The sequence below is a fragment of the Arenimonas sp. genome, assembly GCF_041913985.1.
Classification (GTDB): Bacteria; Pseudomonadota; Gammaproteobacteria; order Xanthomonadales; family Xanthomonadaceae; genus Arenimonas.
Window position 1 is genome coordinate 44,878 of the sequence record NZ_JAYSEG010000012.1, and the last position, 21,155, is coordinate 66,032.

The window sequence follows — 21,155 nt, forward strand, 5'->3', positions numbered from 1 at the left end:
CGATTCTTCGTTATCAGACGGGCGAGCAATTCTGAGAGCCCTGACAACAGATGGAGTCGCGCATGCGCAGTGAGACCAACGTACCAGCAGGAATTTCCCCAGATGCGCTTTTTGCGAAGTCACAGCATTTTGTTGCATCCGCTCTTACGGCCCGAAACTCCACTGACATGAGCCTGTTCCCGCTGAGTGCGGCGATTGCGCTTGAGCTGCTGGCGAAAGCAGCCCTAGCCTCCCGCCACCCCAGCCTAATTGTTGATGTGAAGAAGAACGAGAACACACTCCTTGCAGCAGCCGGCCTCGCGGTTGAGACGCGCGTAGCCACCATTGGCGCGGAAGCCGCTTACGCGCGCATGAAGCACTTGGCTCCTCGCTTCAGAGATAGCGTATACAAGGCGTGCAAGAAGCTATCTGAGGCCCGAAACGCCTATCTCCACTCTGGAGATCTCCCATTCACTTCCGGAGATCATGGGCGTTGGGAGCCTGATTTCTGGTACGCAGCCGAGCTGATGCTAGCGACCATGAATCGTTCATTTGAAGACTGGCTTGGATCGGACGGTGCAATTGTTTCTAAGACGGTTCTGCAAAATGCTCGAGATGCTCGCAAAGCCTCTGTCTCTGTTCGTATCGTTGAACACAAGGAACAGTTCCTCGAGCTATTTCCAAAGATTTCTCAACAGAATGCGGCAAGAAGCAAATCAGAGGCCCGCGATCCGGTCCAGGCTGGACGATCTGAGCTCTACGACGGATTTGAGTGCTATTGGCTCACTGAATGCCCAGCGTGCGAATGCTTTGGCGTGTCCGGAGGAAATCACTCCGAGACACTCCTGGCCGAAGACCAGTCCGAAATGGAGCTCGGTTGGGAGAGCATCGAGAAGATTTACGACATCGCCGAGTTCGCATGCTCAACATGCGGACTCCACCTCAATGATGAGGAGGCGTATTTCGCTGGGCTAGACGAGCCCTACATCGTCGAATCTGAGAGAGAGATTGAGTGGGAGCCAGACTATGGGAATGACTAACACTGCGCTCAGCCATCAAGGCCATGAGACCTGACTATCTGGCACGACGCGAAACGCGTTGATGAGACCATCAGACCCAAGAGTTCTGGAGCTTCGCCAGATATAGCTTCGGAAGGAATCTATTCCCGGTTAATGCAGCGGCAACAGCGGCTCGCGCGTGCGGATGCAGTGAGCCTAGACGAACAGAGGGATCGGATGCCTCTGCCGCCTCAATATCAGCTTGTGAGTACTCGGCGAACAGCTCGTTACAGCCAACGTAGCTGTTGTATGAGAGAAATGGATGCTGATTTGCCAGAATTGGAGCGAGCGCAAGCATTTGCTCTGGCCTGCTCGCCTGAAAGGCAGTCGGAGCACTGTTTATAAGAAAGCACCTAAAGGGCTCAAGCAATGCAACGACGAAGAACTTCGGTTTCGGCTCTCTACATGTATTGCATCGAAGTAGAAAGACATCGCCTATTGCTATGGGCATCCCAATTCCTCGCTGCGACCTTAGGCAGATCCTGGCTGGGGATCTCGAAGGTGCTCGAGGAGTTCAGATGCGTTTTGGAGCTCCGAGGCAATGCTCTCGATTTCCATCGGAATTGACTTTGCGAAAATGCGCTTTCTCCAGGCTGCGCGCCACGCATCGTCATGGGATAAATCACGAATCCCCCACTTGCCAAAGCTCTTGTAGAGCTCAATCACTTCACTAACACACTCAACTTCACTATCGCTGAGCTGCTCAAGGTCAGGATCAGCAAGCAAGCGAAGCTGGTGATTAGGTTCGTAAGCAAGAACAGTGCGCGCATGGTCGGCACCGGGAATAGCTTGTGGCTCACCGCGGACATGCTTCATCAGGTCGTAGGTCCCTCTCGGGACAGGCCCTTCCTTCATTGCGGCATAAGAGTCGCCCACAATAAAGCGGCCGTAGCGCTCCAGATGGAGCTTGTCAGCCAAATAGAGCATCTTCATAACTGGGTACATGGACTCGCCGGTACCCTGGACGAGAAAGGCAACAACTGCAGTCGCCTTATAAACGTCCAATGCCCGAGTGGGCGCTGTCGCATGGCCGCGCATGGCCGACTCCATCTGCATCCGCCTCCCCAGTTCGGACGCCGCCCGCTACCACCCCCTAAATAGCGACCCAAGCGGGCATGCGTCGCCGTCACATCCAGTCGCGTCGGGGTCAATCCCCCCAATCCACGACCCTTGTTCGCCTGACTCTCCTGCAGGCCAACAGCCTCCCTGCAGTCATTTCCCTTATAACAGCCCCACGCAAAAAGGCCAGTGACCGCGGTCACCAAGGCCATTCTCGAGGGGAAGGTAGATGGGACGGTCCGGGTACGTATTCCGTATCGTTTCCGTACAAAGAACTGTCTTAGTCAGTCGAAATGACCCAAGTCTTTGTTTTCCTTGGTGGGCGGTACAGGATTTGAACCTGTGACCCCTGCCGTGTGAAAGCAGTGCTCTACCGCTGAGCTAACCGCCCCAAGGAGCCGCGAATCTTACGCGGGCGGCCCGGAACGGTCAACTCGCCGGCCTAGCGCAGCTTGGTGGCCAGCATGGCCGCGGCCTCGGACGGGGGCGCGAAACTGTCGGGCCGGGCCTTGTCCCAGAACACCTCGAACACCGGGTGCCCCGTCGGCACCCCTTCCAGCAGCCGGCCCTGGGCCACGAAGCGGTGCAGCGTGGCCAGCGAACGCACCTCGGTGGACGAGACCCGGCGCACGATGTGCTCCGGCCCCAGCTGCGAGGGATGGGTCAGGCCGGCCGCGGCCAGCAGTTCCTTCAGCGCCACCAGGGTATTGCGGTGGAAATTGTGGACGCGGGTGGCCTTGTCGACGGGGTCGAGCGCGGCCTGGCGGTGGCGGTCCTGGGTGGCGATGCCGGTGGGGCAGCGGTCGGTGTGGCAGCTCTGCGACTGGATGCAGCCCAGCGCGAACATGAAGCCGCGGGCGGCGTTGCACCAGTCGGCGCCCAGGGCCAGCGTGCGGGCGATGTCGAAGGCGGTGACCACCTTGCCCGCCGCCGCCACCCTAACGCGGCTGCGCAGGTCCAGGCCCACCAGCGTGTTGTGCACCAGCATCAGCGCCTCGCGCATGGGCGCGCCCACATGGTCGGTGAACTCCAGTGGCGCTGCGCCGGTGCCGCCCTCGCCGCCGTCCACCACGATGAAGTCGGGCGTGATGCCTGTTTCGCGCATGGCCTTGGCGATGGCGAACCATTCCCAGGGGTGCCCCATGGCCAGCTTGAAGCCGGTGGGCTTGCCGCCCGACAGCGTGCGCAGGCGCTCGATGAACTCGAGCAGGCCGATGGGCGTGGAGAACGCGCCGTGCGCGGCCGGCGAATGGCACTCCACGCCCTGCGGCACGCCGCGCGCCTCGGCGATCTCGGCGCTCACCTTGGCCGCCGGCAGGATGCCACCCTGCCCGGGCTTGGCGCCCTGGCTGAGCTTGAGCTCGATCATCTTCACCTGCGGGTCGACGGCGTTCTCGCGGAAGCGCGCCTCGTCGAAATTGCCTTCCGGGTCGCGGCAGCCGAAGTAGCCCGAGCCGATTTCCCACACCAGGTCGCCGCCGTGTTCGCGGTGGTAGCGCGAAATCGAACCTTCGCCGGTGTCGTGGTAGAAGCCGCCGCGCTTCGCGCCGGCGTTGAGCGCGCGGATGGCATTGGCCGAGAGCGCACCGAAGCTCATGGCCGAGATGTTGAACACGCTGGCCTCGTAGGCCTGGGCCCTGCCCTCGCCCACCGCGATGCGGAAATCGTGCGATTCGATGCGCGCGGGACGCATGGAATGGTTGATCCACTCGTAGTCGTCGCCGTACACATCGCGCTGGGTGCCGAACGGGCGCTTGTCGAGCACGTCCTTGGCGCGCTGGTAGACGATGGCGCGCTGCTGGCGCGAGAACGGCCGCTCGTCGGTGTCCGACTCGATGAAGTATTGGCGGATCTCGGGGCCGATCGACTCGAGCCCGTAGCGGAAGTGCGCGGTGAGCGGGAAATTGCGCCGCAGCGCCTGCTTCTTCTGCAGCAGGTCCCACAGGCCCACCAGCGACAGCGCGCCGAACACCGCCAGGCCCCAGCCGGCCAACGGCGTGTAGAGCAGCGCCACGCCGGAACCCACGGCCAGCAGCAGGCAGGCGGCGAAAGGCCAGTAGCGCGAAGGCAGCATCGGCGTCTCCTCAGCTGGTGCCCGGGGCGGGAGTCGAACCCGCATGGCCTTGCGGCCGGAGGATTTTAAGTCCCATGCGTCTACCAGTTTCGCCACCCGGGCCTGCCGCGATGTTGCCGCAAGCGCGCTGCTGCCGCCAGAAAGAAAAAAGCCCCGCCGAGGCGGGGCTTCAAGTTTGGAGGCCGAGGTCGGAATTGAACCGGCGTACGCGGATTTGCAGTCCGCTGCATAACCACTCTGCCACCCGGCCGGGTGTCTTGCATGGGCGAGCAGCTTAGCGCGGCTGGCCCGGAAAAAACAAAACCCCGACGGGCGGGGTTTTGTGTCGAACTGGAGCGGGAAACGAGACTCGAACTCGCGACCCCGACCTTGGCAAGGTCGTGCTCTACCAACTGAGCTATTCCCGCGGAACAGACGCACATTTTGGGGATTCCCCCGCCGGCTGTCAACACCCTTTTTCGAATTCAGCCCTTCCTGCGCATGGTGGGCCAGGCCGCCCGCAGGTAATCCCAGCCCGACCACAGGGTCAGGGCGGCGGCGATGGCCAGCAGCCATTCGCCCAGCTTGAACACCGGCAGCAGCCACAGGTCTTCCTGGAACAGCAGGCAGCTGATGGCGGTCATCTGCACGATGGTCTTGAGCTTGCCCAGGCCGGCGACCTTGACCAGGCCGTGCGCGCCCATCTGCGCCATCCACTCGCGCAGCGCCGAGATGGTGATCTCGCGGCCGATGATCACCGCGCTCAGCAGCGCCATCCAAGGCGTGTCGTGGCGCTCGACCACCAGCAGCAGCGCGAAGGCCACCGTGAGCTTGTCGGCCACCGGGTCGAGGAAGGCGCCGAAGGCCGAATACATGCCGTAGCGCCGGGCGATCCAGCCGTCCAGCCAGTCGGTCACCGCGCCCAGGATGAACACCGCCGCCGCCGCGATGTTGGTCCAGCCGTAGGGCAGGTAGAAGACGACCACCATCACCGGGATCAGGATGATCCGGAAGATGGTGAGCATGGTCGGGATGGTCAGGGTCATCGGGCGTCCGGGCGCGGGCTCAGGGCGATTGTGGCTCAAGTCCGTGCAGCGCGGCGTAGATCCGCTGCGCCAGCGCGGCGTTGACGCCCTCGACCCGGGCAATTTCCTCCGCGCCGGCGGCCTTCAGCCCCGCCAGGCCGCCGAAATGCCTGAGCAGGCTGGCACGGCGGCGCGGGCCGATGCCCGGGATGTCCTCGAGGCGGCTGGTCTCGCGCGCCTTCTGGCGCTTGCCGCGGTGGCCGGTGATGGCGAAGCGGTGGGCTTCGTCGCGCACCTGCTGCACCAGCTGCAGGCCCGGCGAGGCCGCGCCCGGGCGCAGTTCGCGGCCGTCGGGCAGCACCAGGGCCTCGTGGCCGGCGCGCCGGGCCTCGCCCTTGGCCACGCCCACCATGGCCACGCCCCGCACGCCCAGCTCGTCGAGCACCGCGCGGGCCTGGGCCAGCTGGCCGCTGCCGCCGTCGATCAGCAGCAGGTCGGGCAGCACGCCCTCCTCCACCCCGCGCCTGAAGCGCCGCTCCAGTGCCTGGTGCATGGCGGCGTAGTCGTCGCCCGGCTCGATGCCGCTGATGTTGAAGCGCCGGTACTGGCCACGCACCGGGCCCTCGGCGTCGAACACCGCGCAGGAGGCCACCGTGGCCTCGCCCATCGTGTGGCTGATGTCGAAGCACTCGATGCGCTTGGGCGGCTCGGGCAGCTCCAGCAGCTCCTGCAGCGACAGCAGGCGGGCGCGCTGGCTGGCGCTGCTGCCGATTTCGGTGGCCAGGGCCAGGGCGGCGTTCTGTTTGGCGATGTCGAGGTAACGCGCGCGTTCGCCGCGCACCGAGGCCTTGAGCTCCACCTTGCGCCCGGCCTGGCCGGTGAAGACTTCCTGCAGCAGCTCCAGGTCCGGGATGGCGTGGCTGAGCACGATCTCGCGCGGCGGCCGCTGCTCGAGGTAGTGCTGCGAGACGAACGCGCCCAGCACCTCCTCCGGCGACTCCACCCCGTTGGTCTTGGGGAAATAGCTGCGCGTGCCCTGGTTGAAGCCGTTGCGGAAGGCCATCAGCAGCACGCAGGCCATCCCCTGGTCGAGCACGCAGGCCAGCACGTCCATCTCCACCTGCTCGCCCTCGACGTACTGGCGGGCCTGGATGCGGCGGATGGCGGCGATCTGGTCGCGCAGCTGCGCCGCCTGCTCGAATTCCAGCCGGGCGCTGGCGGCCTCCATGGCCTTGCCCAGCTCGTCCACCAGTTCGGTGCTGCGGCCTTCCAGGAACAGCGCGGCGCGCCGCACCGTGGCGTCGTACTCGCGGGTGGGCACCAGGCCCACGCAGGGCGCCGTGCAGCGGCCGATCTGGTGCTGCAGGCAGGGCCGGCTGCGGTTTCGGAACACGCTGTCCTCGCAGCTGCGCAGCTTGAACAGCTTGAACATCAGGTCCAGCGTCTCGCGCACCGCGCCCGAGCTGGGGTAAGGCCCGAAGTAGCGCCCGGGCAGCGAACGCGGGCCGCGGTGGTAGGCCAGGCGCGGCCAGGTCTCGTCGGTGAGCAGGATCTGCGGGTAGCTCTTGTCGTCGCGCAGCAGCACGTTGTAGCGCGGCCGCAGCGACTTGATCAGCTGGTTCTCGAGGATCAGCGCCTCGCTCTCGGTGCGCGTCACCGTGACCTCGATGCCGGCGATCTGCGCCACCATCAGGGCGATGCGCCGCGAGGGCTGTTCCTTGAGGAAATAGCTGGCCACGCGCTTCTTCAGCGAGGCGGCCTTGCCGACGTAGAGCACGCTGCCGTCGGCGCCGAGCATGCGGTAGACGCCGGGGGCCGGCGTCAGCTTGCGGACGTAGTCCTTGCCGTCGAACGCGGCGGCATCGCCGGCCTGCGCGGTCATTCGCCGATCGGCAGCCGCGCCAGCTTGCCGTTGCCCAGGTCGTAGCGCAGCACTTCGTGCGCACCGGTGTTGGCGATCCACAGCGAACCGGGGCCGGTGGCCAGCGCGGCGGGCTGCTCGAGCGCGTGCGACAGCGGGTGTGTGGCCACGTCGCCGCCGCCCAGGCGCAGGCGGCGCAGGCTGCCGTTGTAGCTGTCGGCGATCCACAGCACCGGGCTGGACGGGTCGAGCGCGATGGCCTGCGGGAACTGCAGGCGGGCCTCGCGGCGCTGCCCGTCCTCGTCGCCGAATTCGTACAGGCCCTGCCCCACCAGCGTCTGCACCTGGCCCTGGGCCACCTGCAGGCTGCGGATGGCCGAGCTGGCGGCGTCGGCGATGTAGAGCGTCTGCTGCACCTGGGCCAGGCCGGCGGGGTGCGCGAACATGGCGCTGGCGGCGGGACCGTCGGCGATGCCCAGTTCGCCCGAGCCGGCCACGCGGCGCAGCTTCGCCCCGCCCAGCTCGTATTCCCAGATCTGGTTGGTGCCGGCCATGGCGATGTAGATGCGGTCGAGCGTGCCCACCACGTCCCAGGGCTGGTTGAGCGGCAGTTCGGCGGCCTTGCCGCTGCCCTCGCGCACGGGGCCGGCGCGGCCGTTGCCCAGCAGGGTTTCGACCACGCCGTCGAGCAGGCGGATGCGGCGCAGGGCGTGGTTGCCGGTGTCGGCCACGTACAGCGATTCGCGCACCAGGCACAGGCCGCGCGGCAGGCGGAAGGCGGCGTCTTCCGGCGCGCCGTCCACCAGGTCGCCGTGGCCGGTGCCGAATTCGCGCAGCACGCGGCCCGAATGGGTGCATTCGAGGATGCGGTGGTGGCCGGTGTCGGCCACGTACAGGTGGTTCTCGCCCACGGCCAGGCCCGAGGGGAAGGCCAGCGGCAGGCGCGGCTCGGCGCCGGTGCGGCGGGCGGGTTCGCCGGCCATGACGGCGCCGCCGACTTCCTCGATCAGGCCCTGCACGGCGGCGTCGATGGCGCCGGACTGGTCGTCGCCGGTGAACACCTGGCGCAGGCGGCCGCGGGTGTCGATCAGGGCCACCGAGGGCCAGCCCTGGATGCCGTAATGCTGCCAGGTGGTCCAGCCGCGGTCGTTGGCTACCGGGAACGGCAGGCCGAGGCGGTTCACCGCCTTGAGCACCAGGCGGCCGTCGAGCTCGGAGTCGAACTTGGGCTGGTGGATGCCCAGCAGCGACAGCCCCACGGGGAAGCGCGCCTGCAGCCGCACCAGGTCTTCGAGCAGGGTGTGGCAGTAGGCCGAGGCCGCGTTCCAGAACACCAGGGCCAGCACCCGGCCACGCTGGGCCTCGATGCGCTGCGGCGTGGCATTGAGCCACTGCAGGCTCGGCTGCAGTTCGGGGGCGGCGACCAGGGCTGGGTTCATGCGGGGGCTGTCCGGGGGAACGAAGGCATTATGCCTCCCTGGCCAAACGCCGCAGCAAGCCGTCGGCGGCCTCGCGGGCCAGCGCGCAGACCTGGTCGAAATCGCGCGTCGTGCCGTAGTAAGGGTCGGGCACTTCGCCGTTGCGCTTCACCCCGCTCCAGTCCAGCACCAGGGCGATGCGGCCCTTCGCCGCCGAGGGCGCCAGCGATTTCACCGCCGCCAGGTTGTCGCGGTCGGCGCACAGCACCAGGTCGAAGCGCTGGAAGTCGGCGTACTGCAGCTGGCGGGCGCGCTGGCCGCTGATGTCCACGCCGGCGCGGCGGGCCGCCTCTATGGCGCGCGGATCGGGTGGCTGCCCGGCGTGCCAGCCGCCGGTGCCGGCCGAGTCCACCGAATACGCCACCGGCGACTGTGCGCGCAGGTGCGCCGCCCAGCCTTCAAGCAGGGGCGAACGGCAGATATTGCCCATGCAAACGAACAATATATTCAATGCTTTAGGAGAACTACTTAAAGTTGTTTTCCGGCCAGGAAGCGGGCCTCCGCCCGCGCCAGGTCGGCCTCGGTGTCCACGCCGGGCGGAAACGGTACGGGCGTCAGGCCCACGGCGATGCGGTGGCCGGCCTCGAGCACGCGCAGCTGCTCCAGCGCCTCCAGAGTCTCCAACTCGCCGGGCGCCAGCCGCGTGAATTCGCGCAGGAACCCGGCGCGGTAGGCGTAGATGCCGATGTGCCGCAGCACCGGCCCCTGCCCCAGCGTGGTGCGGTCGCGGGCGAAGCGGTCGCGCTGCCAGGGAATGGGTGCGCGGCTGAAGTACAGCGCGTGCCCGGCGCGGTCGCGCACCAGCTTCACGGCGTTGGGGTCGAACAGGGTTTCGGCGTCCTCGATGGGCGCGGCCAGCGTGGCCATGCCGGCGGTGCCGGCGGCGAGCACGCCGGCCACGGCGCGGATGCCCTCGGGCGGCGCGAAGGGCTCGTCGCCCTGCAGGTTCACCACGATGGTGTCGTCGGCCCAGCCGAGCTGGTCGGCGCATTCGGCCAGGCGGTCGGTGCCGGAGGCGTGGTCGGCGCGGGTCATGCACACGGTGAGCGCCTCGCCACGCAGGGCCTCGGCGATGCGGGCGTCGTCGGTGGCCACCACCACCTCGCGGGCACCGGCGGCCAGGGCGCGGCGCGCCACGTGCACCACCATCGGCGTGCCGGCGATCAGGCGCAGCGGCTTGCCCGGCAGGCGCGAGGCGCCGAAGCGCGCGGGGATGGCGACGATGAAATCGGGCTCAGGCATTCACGGGGCTCCAGTCGGCCAGGCGCCCGGCGATGGCGTCCAGCAGCGCGGCGGGCAACTCCGCGTCCACCGGCACGAACCAGGCATTGGCCAGGGAAAAATCCACGCACTTCACCGCGTCCTTCTCGGTCATCAGCAGCGGCAGCGGCGGGCTGAAGCGCAGGTCGGCGGCCAGGAAGGCGTGGTGGTCGGGGAAAGGGTGTTCGTGCAGCTGCAGGCCGGCCTCGCGCAGCGAGGCGAAGAAGCGCCCCGGGTTGCCGATGCCGGCCAGGGCATGCACCGGGCCCGGCGCGAACACGGCCAGCGGGCGCGGGGCGCCGCCGTCGAGCGGCTCGGCCTCGCCCAGGCGCAGGCGCATGGGCCATTCGCCCTCGCCCGCCGCGCCGCCGTTGACCACGCGGAAATCCACGCGCCGTCCGGCCGGTTCGCGCAGCGGGCCCGCCGGCAGCAGGCGGCCGTTGCCGTGGCGGCGCTGGCCGTCCACCACCTCGATCTCGATGTCGCGGCCCAGGCGCCAGTGCTGCAGGCCGTCGTCGGCGATCACCAGGTTGCAGCCTTCGGCCACCAGCCGGCGTGCGCCGGCCACGCGGTCGTTGTCCACGAACACCGGCAGGCCGGTGCGGCGGGCGATCAGCAGGGGCTCGTCGCCGCAGACCTCGGGCGGCAGGTGCGGCGTGACCCGCACCGGCTCCTGCGAACGGCGGCCGTAGCCGCGGCTGACGATGCCGGGCCGCCAGCCGCGCTGGGCCAGGGCGCGCGCCAGCGCGATGGTCAGCGGGGTCTTGCCGCTGCCGCCGGCCACCAGGTTGCCCACCACCAGCACCGGCACGCGCAGCCGGTGCACGCGCCGCAGCCCGCGCCGGTAGAGCGCGGCGCGCAGCGCCAGCAGGCCGCGGTAGACCAGCGAGAGCAGGCGCAGGCCGGGCCCCGGCGCCACGCCGCCGTACCAGCGCCGCAGCAGCCAGTACTCGAGCGCGGCTTTCACCCGGCCTCCGTCTCGCGGAACTGCATGCGGTGCAGGTGGGCGTACAGGCCGCCGCGCGTCAGCAATTGCGCGTGCGTGCCCTGCTCCACCAGCCTGCCGCCGTCGAGCACCAGCACCTGGTCGGCGTGCTCCACGGTGGACAGCCGGTGCGCAATGACCAGCGTGGTGCGGTCGGGGATGAGGCGGTTGAGCGCGTCCTGCACCAGGCGCTCGGATTCGGTGTCGAGCGCGGCGGTGGCTTCGTCCAGGATGAGGATGGGCGCGTCCTTGAGGATGGCGCGGGCGATGGCCAGGCGCTGGCGCTGGCCGCCCGAGAGCAGGCCGCCGTTCTCGCCGATGTGCGCCTGCAGGCCGCCCGGCAGGCGTTCGATGAATTCGAGCGCGTTGGCGTCGCGGGCCGCGGCGCGGATGCGTTCGGGGTCGGTGCCGGCCGCGGCGCCGTAGGCGATGTTGGCTTCCACGGTGTCGTCGAACAGCATCACCCGCTGGCCCACCATGGCGATCTGCCGGCGCAGGTCGGCCAGGCGGTACTCGCCCACCGGGTGGCCGTCGACGAGCACCTGGCCGCCGGTGGCTTCGTAGAAGCGCGGCAGCAGGCGGATGAGCGTGGACTTGCCGCTGCCCGAGCGGCCGACGATGGCCGTGACCGTGCCCGGCGCCGCGCTGAAGGACAGGCCCGACAGCGCCGGCGCGTCCTGGCCCGGGTAGGTCACCGACACGTCGCGGAATTCCAGCTCGCCACGGGCGCGCACCAGCGGGCGGGTGCCGCGGTCGTCCTCGTCGGGTTCGTCGAGGATGGCGAACAGCCGCTCGGCCGCGGCCACGCCCTTCTGCACCAGGCCCTGCACGTTGGTGATGCGCTTGAGCGAAGGCAGCAGCGCCATCATCGAGGTGAGCAGCGCCACGAAACTGCCGGCGGTCATGCGGCCTCGGCTGGCCTCGTGGCCGGCCACCAGCAGGATGACCGCCAGGCCGGTGGCAGCCAGGATCTGCACCATCGAAGAAGCCGCCGCACGGGTCGATTCGACCTTGATGCCCAGCTGCAGGTTCCGCCCCACCAGCTCGCGGTAGCGCCCGTGCTCGGACTCCTGGGCGCCGTAGATCTTCACTTCCTGCTGGGCCGACAGCGCCTGTTCGGCGATCTGGGCCATGTTCGCCACGCCGTCCTGGATGCCGCGGTTGATGCGCCGGTAGCGGCGCCCCACCACCGAGGAAATGCCGGCGATCAGCGGTGCCAGCACCAGCATAACCAGGGTGACGCGCGGGCTGTAATAGAGCATCACGCCCAGCAGGGCGACGATGGTGAGCGTGTCGGTCAGGATGACCTTGATGGCGTCCGAGCTGGCCTGGGTGACCTGCTCGGTGTCGTAATTCAGGCGCGAGACCATGGCCGCCACCGGTTCGCGGTCGAAGCGCACGCTGGGCAGGCGCAGGTACTTGGCCAGTATGTCCTCGCGCAGGTCGCGCACCACGCTGCGGCCGGTGCGGGCCATGCCGTAGTCGGTGGCGAAGGTGGCCGCGCCGCGCACCAGGAACAGCGCGACGATGGCCAGCGGGATCGTCCAGCGCATGTCGGGGTTCTGGGCGACGAAGGTCTCGTCCACCATCGGCTTCATCATCCAGGTGAAGGCCGCGGCGGCCCCCGCCTCGAACAGCATGCCCACGCCCGCCGCGGCCAGCAGCGGCCAATAGCGCCGCGCCCGCTGGAGCAGGCGACGGTAGATCACCCAGGCCGACGTTTCCCGGCTCAAGGCCGCGCCTCGGGCGTGGTGGCGATGGAAATGCGGGTGAAGCCCAGCTGGCCCAGCGCGTCCATGGCGGTGATCAGCGCCTGGGTGTCGGCGCGGGCGTCGGCGCGCACCACCACCGGGCGCTCGCGGTCGCTGCCGGCCACCCGGGCGATGGCTTCCTTGAGCGAGGTGGCGTCGCGCTTGAGCACTTCGTTGCTGCCGATGAAGAAGCGGCCGTCGGCGTCCACCAGCACGGTGAGCGGTTCGGCGGCGTCCACCTCGGCGCTGGACTGGGTGGTGGGCAGCACGATCTTGAGCGCCGAGCGGTGGTCGAAGGTGGTGGTGACCACCAGGAAGATGATCAGGCAGAACACCACGTCGATCAGCGAGACGAGGTTGATCTCCGGCTCGTCGGGCACCCGGCCCGAACCCAGCTTCATGCGGCGCCACCCCGGGCCTTGGTCGCCCGGGGCGGCTTGCCGGGCGTGGCCGAGGGGGCCTCGTCGAGCGCGTCGAGCAGGGCGATGGCCTGCTTTTCCATGTCCACGATGTACTCGGTGACGCGGCCGCGCAGGTAGCGGTGGAACATCACCGCCGGGATCGCCACGCACAGGCCCGCCGCCGTGCTGATCAGCGCCTGGCCGATGCCGCCGGCGAGCTTGTTGGCGTCGCCCACGCCCGAGGTGAGGATGCCCAGGAACATCTGGATCATGCCGAACACGGTGCCCAGCAGGCCCAGCAGCGGCGTCACCGCGGCGATGGTGCCCAGGGTATTGAGGAAACGCTCGAGCCGGTGCGCCACGTGGCGGCCCACGTCCTCGATGCGCTCCTTGATGATCTCGCGCGGGCGGTGGCGCACGTCCAGGCCGGCGGCCAGCAGTTCGCCCAGCGGGGAATTCTGGCGGAGGATGTCGATGTGCTTGGGGTCGAGCTCGCGGCCGCGGGCCCAGTCACGGACCTCCTCGCCCAGGCCCGGGGGCAGCACTTCCTTCCGGCGCAGGCTCCAGAAGCGTTCGAGGATGATGGCCAGGGCCAGCACGGCCAGCGCGATGATCGGCGCCATCACCCAGCCGCCTGCTTTGATCAGTTCCAGCACGCCTCACCTTTGCCGTTGGGGGGTCGCCGATAGCATAGCCTGTGCCGCCACCGGGGGTGGCATGGCGCCACCAGCGCGGGTGGTCCTGGCGCCAGCGTTCGAGCACCTGTACGCCGCCGCGACCCAGGCGCAGCCGGATGGCGCCGCTGCCGGCGCTGTCGAGCAGGGCCACGCCATAGCGGTCGTAGCGCGCCAGCACCTGCGGCTTGGGCAGGCCGAAGCGATTCTCGTAGCCGACCGGCAGCAGGCCCAGCGAGGGCCGCACCGCGGCCAGGAAGTCCAGGCTCGAGGAGGTGTCGCTGCCGTGGTGCGGCACCACCAGCAGCTCACTGCGGATGGCCGCCGGCGGCAGTTTGGCGAGCCGCGCCTCGACATGGCGGCCGATGTCGCCCGGCAGCAGCGCGCTGGCGCCGGCGGCCTCGATGCGCAGCACGCAGCTGCTGTCGTTGCGCAGGTAGGGGAAATACGGCGTCGGGTGCAGCCAGCGGAAGTGCACGCCGTCCCAGGTCCAGTCCCCGCCCTGCTCGCAGCGGCGCATGCCGGGGCGGGCCCAGCCTTCGGGCGCGTACACGGCCCCCGTCGGCATGCCCGCCAGCACGGCCGGCACGCCGCCGGCGTGGTCGTTGTCGCCGTGGCTCACCACCAGCGCGTCGAGCCGGCGCACGCCGAGGGCGCGCAGCGTGGGCAGCACCGCTGTCTCGCCGGCGTCGACGCCGCGCAGCGGCGCGGGGCCGGCGTCGTAGAGCAGCGCGTGGTGTTCGGTGAGCACCAGCAGCGAGAGGCCCTGGCCGACGTCCACCAGCACCAGTTCGGCCTCGCCGTGCGCGGGACGCGACAGCGCCGGCCACAGCAGCGGCAGCAGCAACAGCGGCGCCAGGTGCCGGCCGGGCACGTCGCGTGGCAAAAGGAGCCAGAACACGCCGGCCAGCGCGAGCGCGACCGCCAGCGGCGTGGGCGCCGGCAACCACGCCAGTGCGGCTGGCCAGGCGGCGATGCGCTCGAGCGCCCACCACAGCGCATCCATCAGCGCGGCCGCCGCTTGCCAGGCCAGCGCCGCGCCGCCTTTGCTGAAGGGCGAGAGCGCGATGCCCAGCAACGCCATCGGCACCACGCCCAGGCTGATCCACGGAATGCCCACCAGGTTCACCAGCGGTCCCGGCAGCGAAGCCTGCTGGAAGAACCACACGCCCAGCGGCAGCAGCCCCAGCATGGCCACCGCCTGCGCGCCGAGGAAGGGCTTCCACCAGCCTTGCCCGCGCCCGGCGGGAAGGCACCAGAGCAGCCAGGCCACGCCGAGGAAACTGAGCCAGAAGCCCGGCGCCAGCACGCTGAGCGGGTCGGCCAGCAGGATGGCCACGGCCGCCAGCGCCAGCGCGTCGCCCGTGCCCAGCGGCCGGCGCAGCAGGCGGGCCAGTGCAACCACGGCAATCATCAGCGCGGTGCGCACGGTGGGCAATGCGAAGCCGGCCAGCGCGGTGTATGCCGCGGCCATCAGCAGCGCCGACGCGGCGGCGCCCTGCGGCCGCGGCAGCCGGCGCCCCAGCGAAGGGAAGAGCCACCAGGCGCCCTGCCCCAGCAGCGCGCCGAAGCCGGCGACGAGACCCACGTGGAAGCCGGAGATGGCGATCAGGTGCGTCAGGCCGGTGGCGCGCAGCACTTCCCAGTCGTGGTCGTCGAGGCCGCGGGTGTCGCCAAGTGCCAGGGCCTGCACGAATCGCGCGCCAGGGCCGGGGACGGCCGCGGCGATGCGCGCCGACAGCGCCGCGCGCATCGCGTCGAGGCCCTGCCCTTGCGAGATCAGACGCGCCTCACCCGGGTCGAGCACGTGCCCGGTGGCGGCGATGCGCTGCTCCAGTGCGCGCCGCTCCACGTCCACGCCGCCGGGATTCACCAGCCCGCGCGGCGGGCGCAGCTTCAGGCGCAGCCGCCAGTGGCTGCCGGGTTCGAGCGTGGGCGGCACGTCGGGCGGCTCCACGAACCAGCCCAGCCGCACGGTGCGGCCCGCCAGCGCGGAGGCGCGGCCGTAGCCTTCGGTGACGGTGAACAGGAAACGCGTGGCATCTTCGTGCCTCGTTGGCAGCCCGGTGACGACACCTTCCACGTCGAGTGGCAGCCCGGCCAGCGAGAGCGGCAACTGCGCCTGCAGCGCGGCCGCGCCGTGGGCGGCGGCCAGGGCGATGCCCACCAAGGCCGCACCCAGCGGACGCAGCCATTCGCCGCGCCACCACAGCAGCAAACCCGCGAAGCCCCAGGCCAGCTGCCAGGGGCGCTCCGGCAGGCCCGCGAGCCCCTGCACCCACAGCACGCCCGCCAGCAAGCCGGCGGCGACGGCCAGCCCGAACGGTGCCGGCGCGGCGCCCCGCGCGGGCGGCACGCTAGCCCTCGGTCAGGGGTCGCAGCTGTCCCTGGGTGAGTTCCAGGGTTCGATCCAGTCGCCGCGCCAGGCGGCGATCGTGGGTGACCATGACCAGGGCGGTGCCCTGCTCGCGGTTGAGTTCCAGCATCAGTTCGAACACGCCGGCGGCGGTCTTCTCGTCGAGGTTGCCGGTGGGCTCGTCGCCCAGCACGCAGGCCGGGCGCGTGACCAGGGCGCGCGCCACGGCGGCGCGCTGGCGTTCGCCGCCCGAAAGTTCGCCCGGCTTGTGGCCGAGGCGATGGCCCAGGCCCACGCGCTCGAGCAGCGCCTGCGCCGGGGCCTGCGCCGCCGCCACGGCTTCGCCGCGGATCAGCAGCGGCATCATCACGTTCTCGAGCGCGGTGAATTCGGGCAGCAGGTGGTGGAACTGGTAGACGAAGCCCAGCGCGCGGTTGCGCAGCTCGCCGCGGGCGCGTTCGCCCAGGGCCGACATGCGCTGGCCCGCCACGTACACCTCGCCGGAGGTGGCGCTGTCCAGGCCTCCGAGCAGGTGCAGCAGCGTGCTCTTGCCGGCGCCGGAGGCACCGACGATGGACACGGTTTCGCCGCGCCGCACCGTGAGTTCCAGCCGGTCGAACACCGGCGTGCGCAGGTCGCCTTCCTCGTAGGTCTTGCCGAGCTTCTCGCAGCGGATGACGACGTCCATGTTCGCGGCCTCACTCATAACGCAGCGCCGTGGCGGGGTCGGTGCGCGAGGCGCGCCAGGCCGGGTAAAGCGTGGCCAGCAGGCACAGCACGAAGGCCACGCCGGCGACCGAAAGCACGTCCATCGGGTCCACCAGGGTGGGCACGCCGGAGATGTAGTACACGTCGGACGGCATCAGTTCGGCGCCGACCAGGCCCTCGATGAAGCGCACCACGTGCGAGAGGTTGCTGGCCAGCAGGACGCCGCCGGCCACGCCGATGGCGATGCCGACCACGCCGATCACCAGCCCCTGAACGACGAACACCCGCATCACCCCGCCGGGCGACAGGCCCAGGGTGCGCAGGATGGCGATGTCGGACTGCTTGTCCTGCACCAGCATCACCAGCGAAGAGACCAGGTTGAAGGCGGCAATGGCGATGACCAGCGAGAGCAGGATGAACATCACCGTCTTTTCCATCTTCAGTGCGCGGAAGAAGTTGGCGTGGTCGCGGGTCCAGTCGCGCACGCGGTAGGCGCCGTCGAGGCGGTCGCTGAGGTCGCGCGCCACCGGCCAGGCCTGCCAGAGGTCGTTGAGCTTCAGGCGCACACCGGTGACGCCCTCGCCCATCCGGCCCAGCTTCTGCGCGTCCTGCAGGTGCACCAGGGCCATGCCCAGGTCGTACTCCTGCGCGCCGGCCTCGAAGATGCCCACCACGGTGAAACGCCGCGCCCGCGGCATGGCGCCGAGCGGCGTGACGGTGGATTCGGAGATGTACACGTTCACGGCGTCGCCCACGCCCGCGCCCAGCATGAGCGAAAGCTCGCGCCCCAGCACGATGCCGTAGCCACCGGGCTTGAGGTCGGCCAGCGAGCCCTGGACCATCTTCTCGCCCAGCTCCGACACCCGCGGCTCGAGCTCGGGCAGCACGCCGCGGATGATGGCGCCGCGGCGGTTGAGGCCCTGCACCAGCGATTCGGTTTCGACGTAGGGCGCGGCGCCGAGCACGCGCGGGTCCTGCCCGGCCAGCTCGACCGCGCGCGGCCAGTCCTGCAGCGGGCCGTCGAGGCCGGACACGGTGGCGTGCGCCACCATGCCCAGGATGCGGTCGCGCAGCTCCTGCTGGAAGCCGCTCATCACCGCGATGGTGGTGATGAGCGCGATGACGCCGATGATGATGCCCAGGATGGACGCCATCGAGATGAAGGAGATGAAGCCGTTGCGGCGCTTGGCGCGCAGGTAGCGCAGGCCGATCGAGAATGGCAGGGGCTGGAACATGGGGTCCTAGGCTGCCACGGCGGGCAGGATGGGGTCATGGCGGGGGCTGGCCACCGCGAGCCGGAGCTGGCGGCGGCCGGCCGCGTCGAGCGTGTCGGGCCACCAGGCCAGCCGCAGCACGCGGCCACCGGGCAAGCCTGCGCAGAGTAGCGTGAGCGGGCCCTGTTCGCGCAAGCGCGGGGCGAGCAGCGGCGCGCCCTCTTCGCTGCCGTTCATGATGCGCAGGCCGCACGGGCCGCCGACGATGGAACACGGCGGCCCGCGCTGCACCCGGCGCGCCAGCCGCCAGCCTTCGAGCGCGGCCAGCGCCGCCAGGGGCCAGCGCACGCCCGCCGGCAAGGCGCTGAGCATTACCGACAGCGCGGCGAGCAGGCCCAGCAGCCGCAAGGCCCGCGGCAGCCAGCGCGAGGGCCGCCAGTCAATGCGGAAGGTCGATGATGCGCTGGACGATGCCATCGAGGCCGCTGTCCTCCGGGCGTTCGCGCCCCATGAACCAGCGCCAGAGCTTATCGTCCTCGGTGTCGAGCAGGCGTAGGAAAAGCGAACGCTCGGCCTCGTCCGCCGCCGCCCAGCGGCCGTCGAGGTAGCGCAGCATGAGCTGGTCGAGTTCGCGCATGCCGCGACGGCAGCGCCAGCGCAGCCGTCGCAGTTCGGCGTCGTCGCTCACCGGGGCCGCCTCAGGCGCCGCGGCGCTGCAGCATCAGCTTTTTGATCTCGCCGATGGCCCGCGCCGGGTTCAGGCCCTTCGGGCAAGTGCGGGCGCAGTTCATGATGGTATGGCAGCGGTAGAGCTTGAACGGGTCCTCGAGGTCGTCGAGGCGGGCGCCGGTGTCCTCGTCGCGCGAATCGATGATCCAGCGGTAGGCCTGCAGCAGGATGGCGGGGCCGAGGTAGCGGTCGCCGTTCCACCAGTAGCTGGGGCAGCTGGTGGAACAGCAGGCGCACAGGATGCACTCGTACAGGCCGTCGAGCTTGGCGCGGTCTTCCTTCGACTGCAGGCGCTCCTTGGCCGGGGCCGCGCTCTGGGTGCGCAGCCAGGGCTTGATGGAGGCGTACTGGGCGTAGAAGTGGCTCAGGTCCGGCACCAGGTCCTTGATGACCGGCATGTGCGGCAGCGGGTAGATCGGCACGTCCTTGCCGCCGCACTCGTCGATGGCCTTGGTGCAGGCCAGCGTGTTGGTGCCGTCGATGTTCATCGCGCACGAACCGCAGATGCCTTCGCGGCAGGAGCGGCGGAAAGTGAGCGTGGGGTCGATCTCGTTCTTGATCTTGATCAGCGCGTCCAGGACCATCGGGCCGCACGAATCCATGTCGACTTCGTAGGTGTCGGTGCGCGGGTTGGCGCTGTCGTCCGGGTTCCAGCGGTAGACCTTGAAGGTGCGCACGTTCTTCGCGCCCGGCGCGGGGAAGTGCTTGCCCTTGGTGACCTTGGAATTCTTCGGGAGGGTGAACTCAGCCATTTTCTCGATTCCTGGGAGGTCAGTAGGTACGGGCCTTCGGCGGCACCACTTCGACGTCGTTGCTCAGCGTGTACATGTGCACCGGGCGGTAGTCGAGCGTGGTGTTGCCGGCCTCGTCCACCCAGCACAGGGTGTGCTTGTGCCAGTTCGCGTCGTCGCGCTCCTGGTAGTCCTCGCGGGCGTGGGCGCCGCGCGATTCCTTGCGGTTCTCGGCCGAAACCATGGTGGCCACGGCCTGGCCCAGCAGGTTCTGCAGTTCCAGGGTCTCGATGAGGTCGGAGTTCCAGACCAGGGAACGGTCGGAAACGCGCACGTCCTCGAACGACTTCACCACCTCGCGGATCTTCTGCACGCCCTCGAGCAGGGTTTCGCCGGTGCGGAACACCGCGGCGTTGTTCTGCATCACGTGCTGCATGGTGTCGCGAATCTCGGCGGTGGGCGTGCCGCCGCTGGCATTGCGCAGCTTGTCGAGGTTGGCCAGCGACTTGTCGCAGGCCGAGGCCGGCAGCGACTTGTGCGGCGCGCCCGGCTTGATGGTCTCGGCGCAGCGGTTGGCCACGGCGCGGCCGAACACCACGAGGTCGAGCAGCGAGTTCGAGCCCAGGCGGTTGGCGCCGTGCACCGACACGCAGGCCGCCTCGCCGATGGCGTACAGGCCCGGCACGACGGTGTCGGGGTTGCCGTTCTTCAGCGTGACCACTTCGCCGTGGTAGTTGGTCTGCAGGCCGCCCATGTTGTAGTGCACGGTCGGCAGCACCGGGATCGGCTGCTTGGTCACGTCGACGCCGGCGAAGATCTTGGCGGTCTCGGCGATGCCCGGCAGCTTCTCGTGGATGTCGGCCGGGTTGAGGTGGGTCAGGTCGAGGTGGATGTGGTCCTTCTTCGGGCCCACGCCGCGGCCTTCGCGGATCTCGATGGTCATCGAGCGCGACACCACGTCGCGCGAGGCCAGGTCCTTGGCGTTGGGCGCGTAGCGCTCCATGAATCGCTCGCCGTTGGAATTGCGCAGGATGCCGCCTTCGCCGCGCACGCCCTCGGTGATCAGGCAGCCGGCGCCGTAGATGCCGGTCGGGTGGAACTGCACGAACTCCATGTCCTGCAGCGGCAGGCCGGCGCGCAGCGCCATGCCACCGCCGTCGCCGGTGCAGGTGTGCGCCGACGTGGCCGAGAAGTACGCGCGGCCGTAGCCGCCGGTGGCCAGCACGGTGCCCTGGGCGCGGAACAGGTGCAGTTCGCCGCTGGCCATGTCGAGCGCCAGCACGCCGCGGCAGGCGCCCTCCTCGTCCATGATCAGGTCGAGCGCGAAGTACTCGATGAAGAACTCGGCCGAGTGCGCCAGCGACTGCTGGTACAGCGTGTGCAGGATGGCGTGGCCGGTGCGGTCGGCGGCGGCGCAGGTGCGCTGGGCGATGCCCTTGCCGTAGTGCGTGGTCATGCCGCCGAACGGGCGCTGGTAGATCTTGCCCTCCTCGGTGCGGCTGAACGGCACGCCCTGGTGTTCCAGCTCGATGATCGCCGGGATGGCCTCGCGGCACATGTACTCGATGGCGTCCTGGTCACCCAGCCAATCCGAGCCCTTGATGGTGTCGTAGAAGTGGAAGCGCCAGTCGTCCTCGCCCATGTTGCCCAGCGCGGCCGAGATGCCGCCCTGCGCCGCCACGGTGTGCGAACGGGTCGGGAAGACCTTGCTGATGCAGGCGGTCTTCAGGCCCTTCTGGGCCAGGCCGAAGGTGGCGCGCAGGCCGGCGCCACCGGCGCCGACGACGACCATGTCGTAGGTGTGCTCGTGGATCTTGTAGGCGGACGTCATGG

19 protein-coding genes and 4 tRNA genes are annotated in these 21,155 nt (G+C 69.4%); 1 reads left to right on the forward strand and 22 read right to left on the reverse strand.

Annotation, left to right across the window (positions count from 1 at the left end; genetic code table 11):
* Positions 1-62: 62 nt before the first annotated feature.
* The gene (locus ACE3Q2_RS05910) at positions 63-1,019 is read left to right on the forward strand and encodes a hypothetical protein (RefSeq protein WP_374473373.1); all 957 of its coding nucleotides are present in this window, start codon (positions 63-65) and stop codon (positions 1,017-1,019) included.
* A 489-nt stretch (positions 1,020-1,508) separates the two neighbouring features.
* Here ACE3Q2_RS05910 and ACE3Q2_RS05915 read toward each other — a convergent pair whose 3' ends face one another.
* From ACE3Q2_RS05915 to sdhA, 22 genes are all read right to left on the reverse strand, one after another.
* Positions 1,509-2,075: a Panacea domain-containing protein gene (locus tag ACE3Q2_RS05915; RefSeq protein WP_374473374.1), complete on the reverse strand. Its 567-nt coding sequence runs from the start codon at positions 2,073-2,075 to the stop codon at positions 1,509-1,511.
* A 337-nt stretch (positions 2,076-2,412) separates the two neighbouring features.
* A tRNA-Val gene (locus ACE3Q2_RS05920) sits at positions 2,413-2,487 on the reverse strand.
* A gap of 51 nt (positions 2,488-2,538) precedes the next feature.
* Positions 2,539-4,170 (reverse strand): FMN-binding glutamate synthase family protein, encoded by a 1,632-nt coding sequence (locus tag ACE3Q2_RS05925; RefSeq protein WP_374473375.1) that lies wholly within the window; start codon positions 4,168-4,170, stop codon positions 2,539-2,541.
* A 15-nt stretch (positions 4,171-4,185) separates the two neighbouring features.
* Positions 4,186-4,272: transfer RNA gene (locus ACE3Q2_RS05930), tRNA-Leu, on the reverse strand.
* 74 nt (positions 4,273-4,346) lie between these two features.
* Positions 4,347-4,420 (reverse strand) — tRNA-Cys (locus ACE3Q2_RS05935).
* A gap of 81 nt (positions 4,421-4,501) precedes the next feature.
* Positions 4,502-4,577 (reverse strand) — tRNA-Gly (locus ACE3Q2_RS05940).
* Positions 4,578-4,634: 57 nt separating this feature from the next.
* Positions 4,635-5,195, reverse strand: a complete 561-nt coding sequence (gene pgsA, locus ACE3Q2_RS05945) for a CDP-diacylglycerol--glycerol-3-phosphate 3-phosphatidyltransferase (RefSeq protein ID WP_231696143.1) — start codon at positions 5,193-5,195, stop codon at positions 4,635-4,637.
* A gap of 19 nt (positions 5,196-5,214) precedes the next feature.
* On the reverse strand, positions 5,215-7,056 hold the full coding sequence (gene uvrC / locus ACE3Q2_RS05950; protein ID WP_374473376.1) for an excinuclease ABC subunit UvrC: 1,842 nt from the start codon (positions 7,054-7,056) through the stop codon (positions 5,215-5,217).
* Positions 7,053-8,474: a redoxin domain-containing protein gene (locus ACE3Q2_RS05955; protein WP_374473377.1), complete on the reverse strand. Its 1,422-nt coding sequence runs from the start codon at positions 8,472-8,474 to the stop codon at positions 7,053-7,055. The genes uvrC and ACE3Q2_RS05955 overlap by 4 nt, the downstream gene beginning before the upstream one ends.
* A 28-nt stretch (positions 8,475-8,502) precedes the next feature.
* Complete coding sequence (locus tag ACE3Q2_RS05960; protein WP_374473378.1) at positions 8,503-8,964, reverse strand: low molecular weight protein-tyrosine-phosphatase; 462 nt, start codon at positions 8,962-8,964, stop codon at positions 8,503-8,505.
* Positions 8,965-8,981: 17 nt separating this feature from the next.
* Entirely contained in the window at positions 8,982-9,755 is a 774-nt protein-coding gene (kdsB, locus tag ACE3Q2_RS05965; RefSeq protein ID WP_374473379.1) for a 3-deoxy-manno-octulosonate cytidylyltransferase, read from the reverse strand.
* Positions 9,748-10,740 (reverse strand): tetraacyldisaccharide 4'-kinase, encoded by a 993-nt coding sequence (lpxK, locus tag ACE3Q2_RS05970; RefSeq protein ID WP_231696138.1) that lies wholly within the window; start codon positions 10,738-10,740, stop codon positions 9,748-9,750. The genes kdsB and lpxK overlap by 8 nt, the downstream gene beginning before the upstream one ends.
* Positions 10,737-12,491, reverse strand: a complete 1,755-nt coding sequence (gene msbA / locus ACE3Q2_RS05975) for a lipid A export permease/ATP-binding protein MsbA (RefSeq protein WP_374473380.1) — start codon at positions 12,489-12,491, stop codon at positions 10,737-10,739. Before msbA ends, lpxK begins: the two co-directional genes overlap by 4 nt.
* Entirely contained in the window at positions 12,488-12,910 is a 423-nt protein-coding gene (locus ACE3Q2_RS05980; RefSeq protein WP_231696136.1) for a biopolymer transporter ExbD, read from the reverse strand. Before ACE3Q2_RS05980 ends, msbA begins: the two co-directional genes overlap by 4 nt.
* On the reverse strand, positions 12,907-13,533 hold the full coding sequence (locus ACE3Q2_RS05985) for a MotA/TolQ/ExbB proton channel family protein (protein ID WP_231696135.1): 627 nt from the start codon (positions 13,531-13,533) through the stop codon (positions 12,907-12,909). The genes ACE3Q2_RS05980 and ACE3Q2_RS05985 overlap by 4 nt, the downstream gene beginning before the upstream one ends.
* Complete coding sequence (locus tag ACE3Q2_RS05990; RefSeq protein ID WP_374473381.1) at positions 13,421-15,940, reverse strand: DNA internalization-related competence protein ComEC/Rec2; 2,520 nt, start codon at positions 15,938-15,940, stop codon at positions 13,421-13,423. The genes ACE3Q2_RS05985 and ACE3Q2_RS05990 overlap by 113 nt, the downstream gene beginning before the upstream one ends.
* 1 nt (position 15,941) lies before the next feature.
* Positions 15,942-16,646 carry a lipoprotein-releasing ABC transporter ATP-binding protein LolD gene (gene lolD / locus ACE3Q2_RS05995; RefSeq protein ID WP_374473382.1) on the reverse strand — a complete coding sequence of 235 codons (705 nt, stop codon included), beginning with the start codon at positions 16,644-16,646 and terminating at the stop codon, positions 15,942-15,944.
* Positions 16,639-17,883 carry a lipoprotein-releasing ABC transporter permease subunit gene (locus tag ACE3Q2_RS06000; protein WP_374473383.1) on the reverse strand — a complete coding sequence of 415 codons (1,245 nt, stop codon included), beginning with the start codon at positions 17,881-17,883 and terminating at the stop codon, positions 16,639-16,641. Before ACE3Q2_RS06000 ends, lolD begins: the two co-directional genes overlap by 8 nt.
* 6 nt (positions 17,884-17,889) lie before the next feature.
* Positions 17,890-18,339, reverse strand: a complete 450-nt coding sequence (locus tag ACE3Q2_RS06005) for a hypothetical protein (RefSeq protein ID WP_374473384.1) — start codon at positions 18,337-18,339, stop codon at positions 17,890-17,892.
* Entirely contained in the window at positions 18,302-18,550 is a 249-nt protein-coding gene (locus ACE3Q2_RS06010) for a succinate dehydrogenase assembly factor 2 (RefSeq protein ID WP_374473385.1), read from the reverse strand. Before ACE3Q2_RS06010 ends, ACE3Q2_RS06005 begins: the two co-directional genes overlap by 38 nt.
* 10 nt (positions 18,551-18,560) lie before the next feature.
* Positions 18,561-19,343, reverse strand: coding sequence for a succinate dehydrogenase iron-sulfur subunit (locus ACE3Q2_RS06015; protein ID WP_043800942.1), 783 nt, complete (start codon positions 19,341-19,343; stop codon positions 18,561-18,563).
* 19 nt (positions 19,344-19,362) lie between these two features.
* Positions 19,363-21,153 carry a succinate dehydrogenase flavoprotein subunit gene (gene sdhA, locus ACE3Q2_RS06020; RefSeq protein WP_374473386.1) on the reverse strand — a complete coding sequence of 597 codons (1,791 nt, stop codon included), beginning with the start codon at positions 21,151-21,153 and terminating at the stop codon, positions 19,363-19,365.
* Positions 21,154-21,155 lie beyond the last annotated feature (2 nt).

Coding starts and splice junctions, on each gene's coding strand:
- ACE3Q2_RS06005 (WP_374473384.1), bottom strand. CDS start 18,339: ATGGCATCGTCCAGCGCATCATCGACCTTCCGCATTGACTGGCGGCCC.
- ACE3Q2_RS06000 (WP_374473383.1), bottom strand. CDS start 17,883: ATGTTCCAGCCCCTGCCATTCTCGATCGGCCTGCGCTACCTGCGCGCC.
- ACE3Q2_RS06015 (WP_043800942.1), bottom strand. CDS start 19,343: ATGGCTGAGTTCACCCTCCCGAAGAATTCCAAGGTCACCAAGGGCAAG.
- ACE3Q2_RS05910 (WP_374473373.1), top strand. CDS start 63: ATGCGCAGTGAGACCAACGTACCAGCAGGAATTTCCCCAGATGCGCTT.
- ACE3Q2_RS05915 (WP_374473374.1), bottom strand. CDS start 2,075: ATGCGCGGCCATGCGACAGCGCCCACTCGGGCATTGGACGTTTATAAG.
- kdsB (WP_374473379.1), bottom strand. CDS start 9,755: ATGCCTGAGCCCGATTTCATCGTCGCCATCCCCGCGCGCTTCGGCGCC.
- lolD (WP_374473382.1), bottom strand. CDS start 16,646: ATGAGTGAGGCCGCGAACATGGACGTCGTCATCCGCTGCGAGAAGCTC.
- ACE3Q2_RS05980 (WP_231696136.1), bottom strand. CDS start 12,910: ATGAAGCTGGGTTCGGGCCGGGTGCCCGACGAGCCGGAGATCAACCTC.
- sdhA (WP_374473386.1), bottom strand. CDS start 21,153: ATGACGTCCGCCTACAAGATCCACGAGCACACCTACGACATGGTCGTC.
- ACE3Q2_RS05955 (WP_374473377.1), bottom strand. CDS start 8,474: ATGAACCCAGCCCTGGTCGCCGCCCCCGAACTGCAGCCGAGCCTGCAG.
- ACE3Q2_RS05925 (WP_374473375.1), bottom strand. CDS start 4,170: ATGCTGCCTTCGCGCTACTGGCCTTTCGCCGCCTGCCTGCTGCTGGCC.
- ACE3Q2_RS05985 (WP_231696135.1), bottom strand. CDS start 13,533: ATGGCGCCGATCATCGCGCTGGCCGTGCTGGCCCTGGCCATCATCCTC.
- pgsA (WP_231696143.1), bottom strand. CDS start 5,195: ATGACCCTGACCATCCCGACCATGCTCACCATCTTCCGGATCATCCTG.
- uvrC (WP_374473376.1), bottom strand. CDS start 7,056: ATGACCGCGCAGGCCGGCGATGCCGCCGCGTTCGACGGCAAGGACTAC.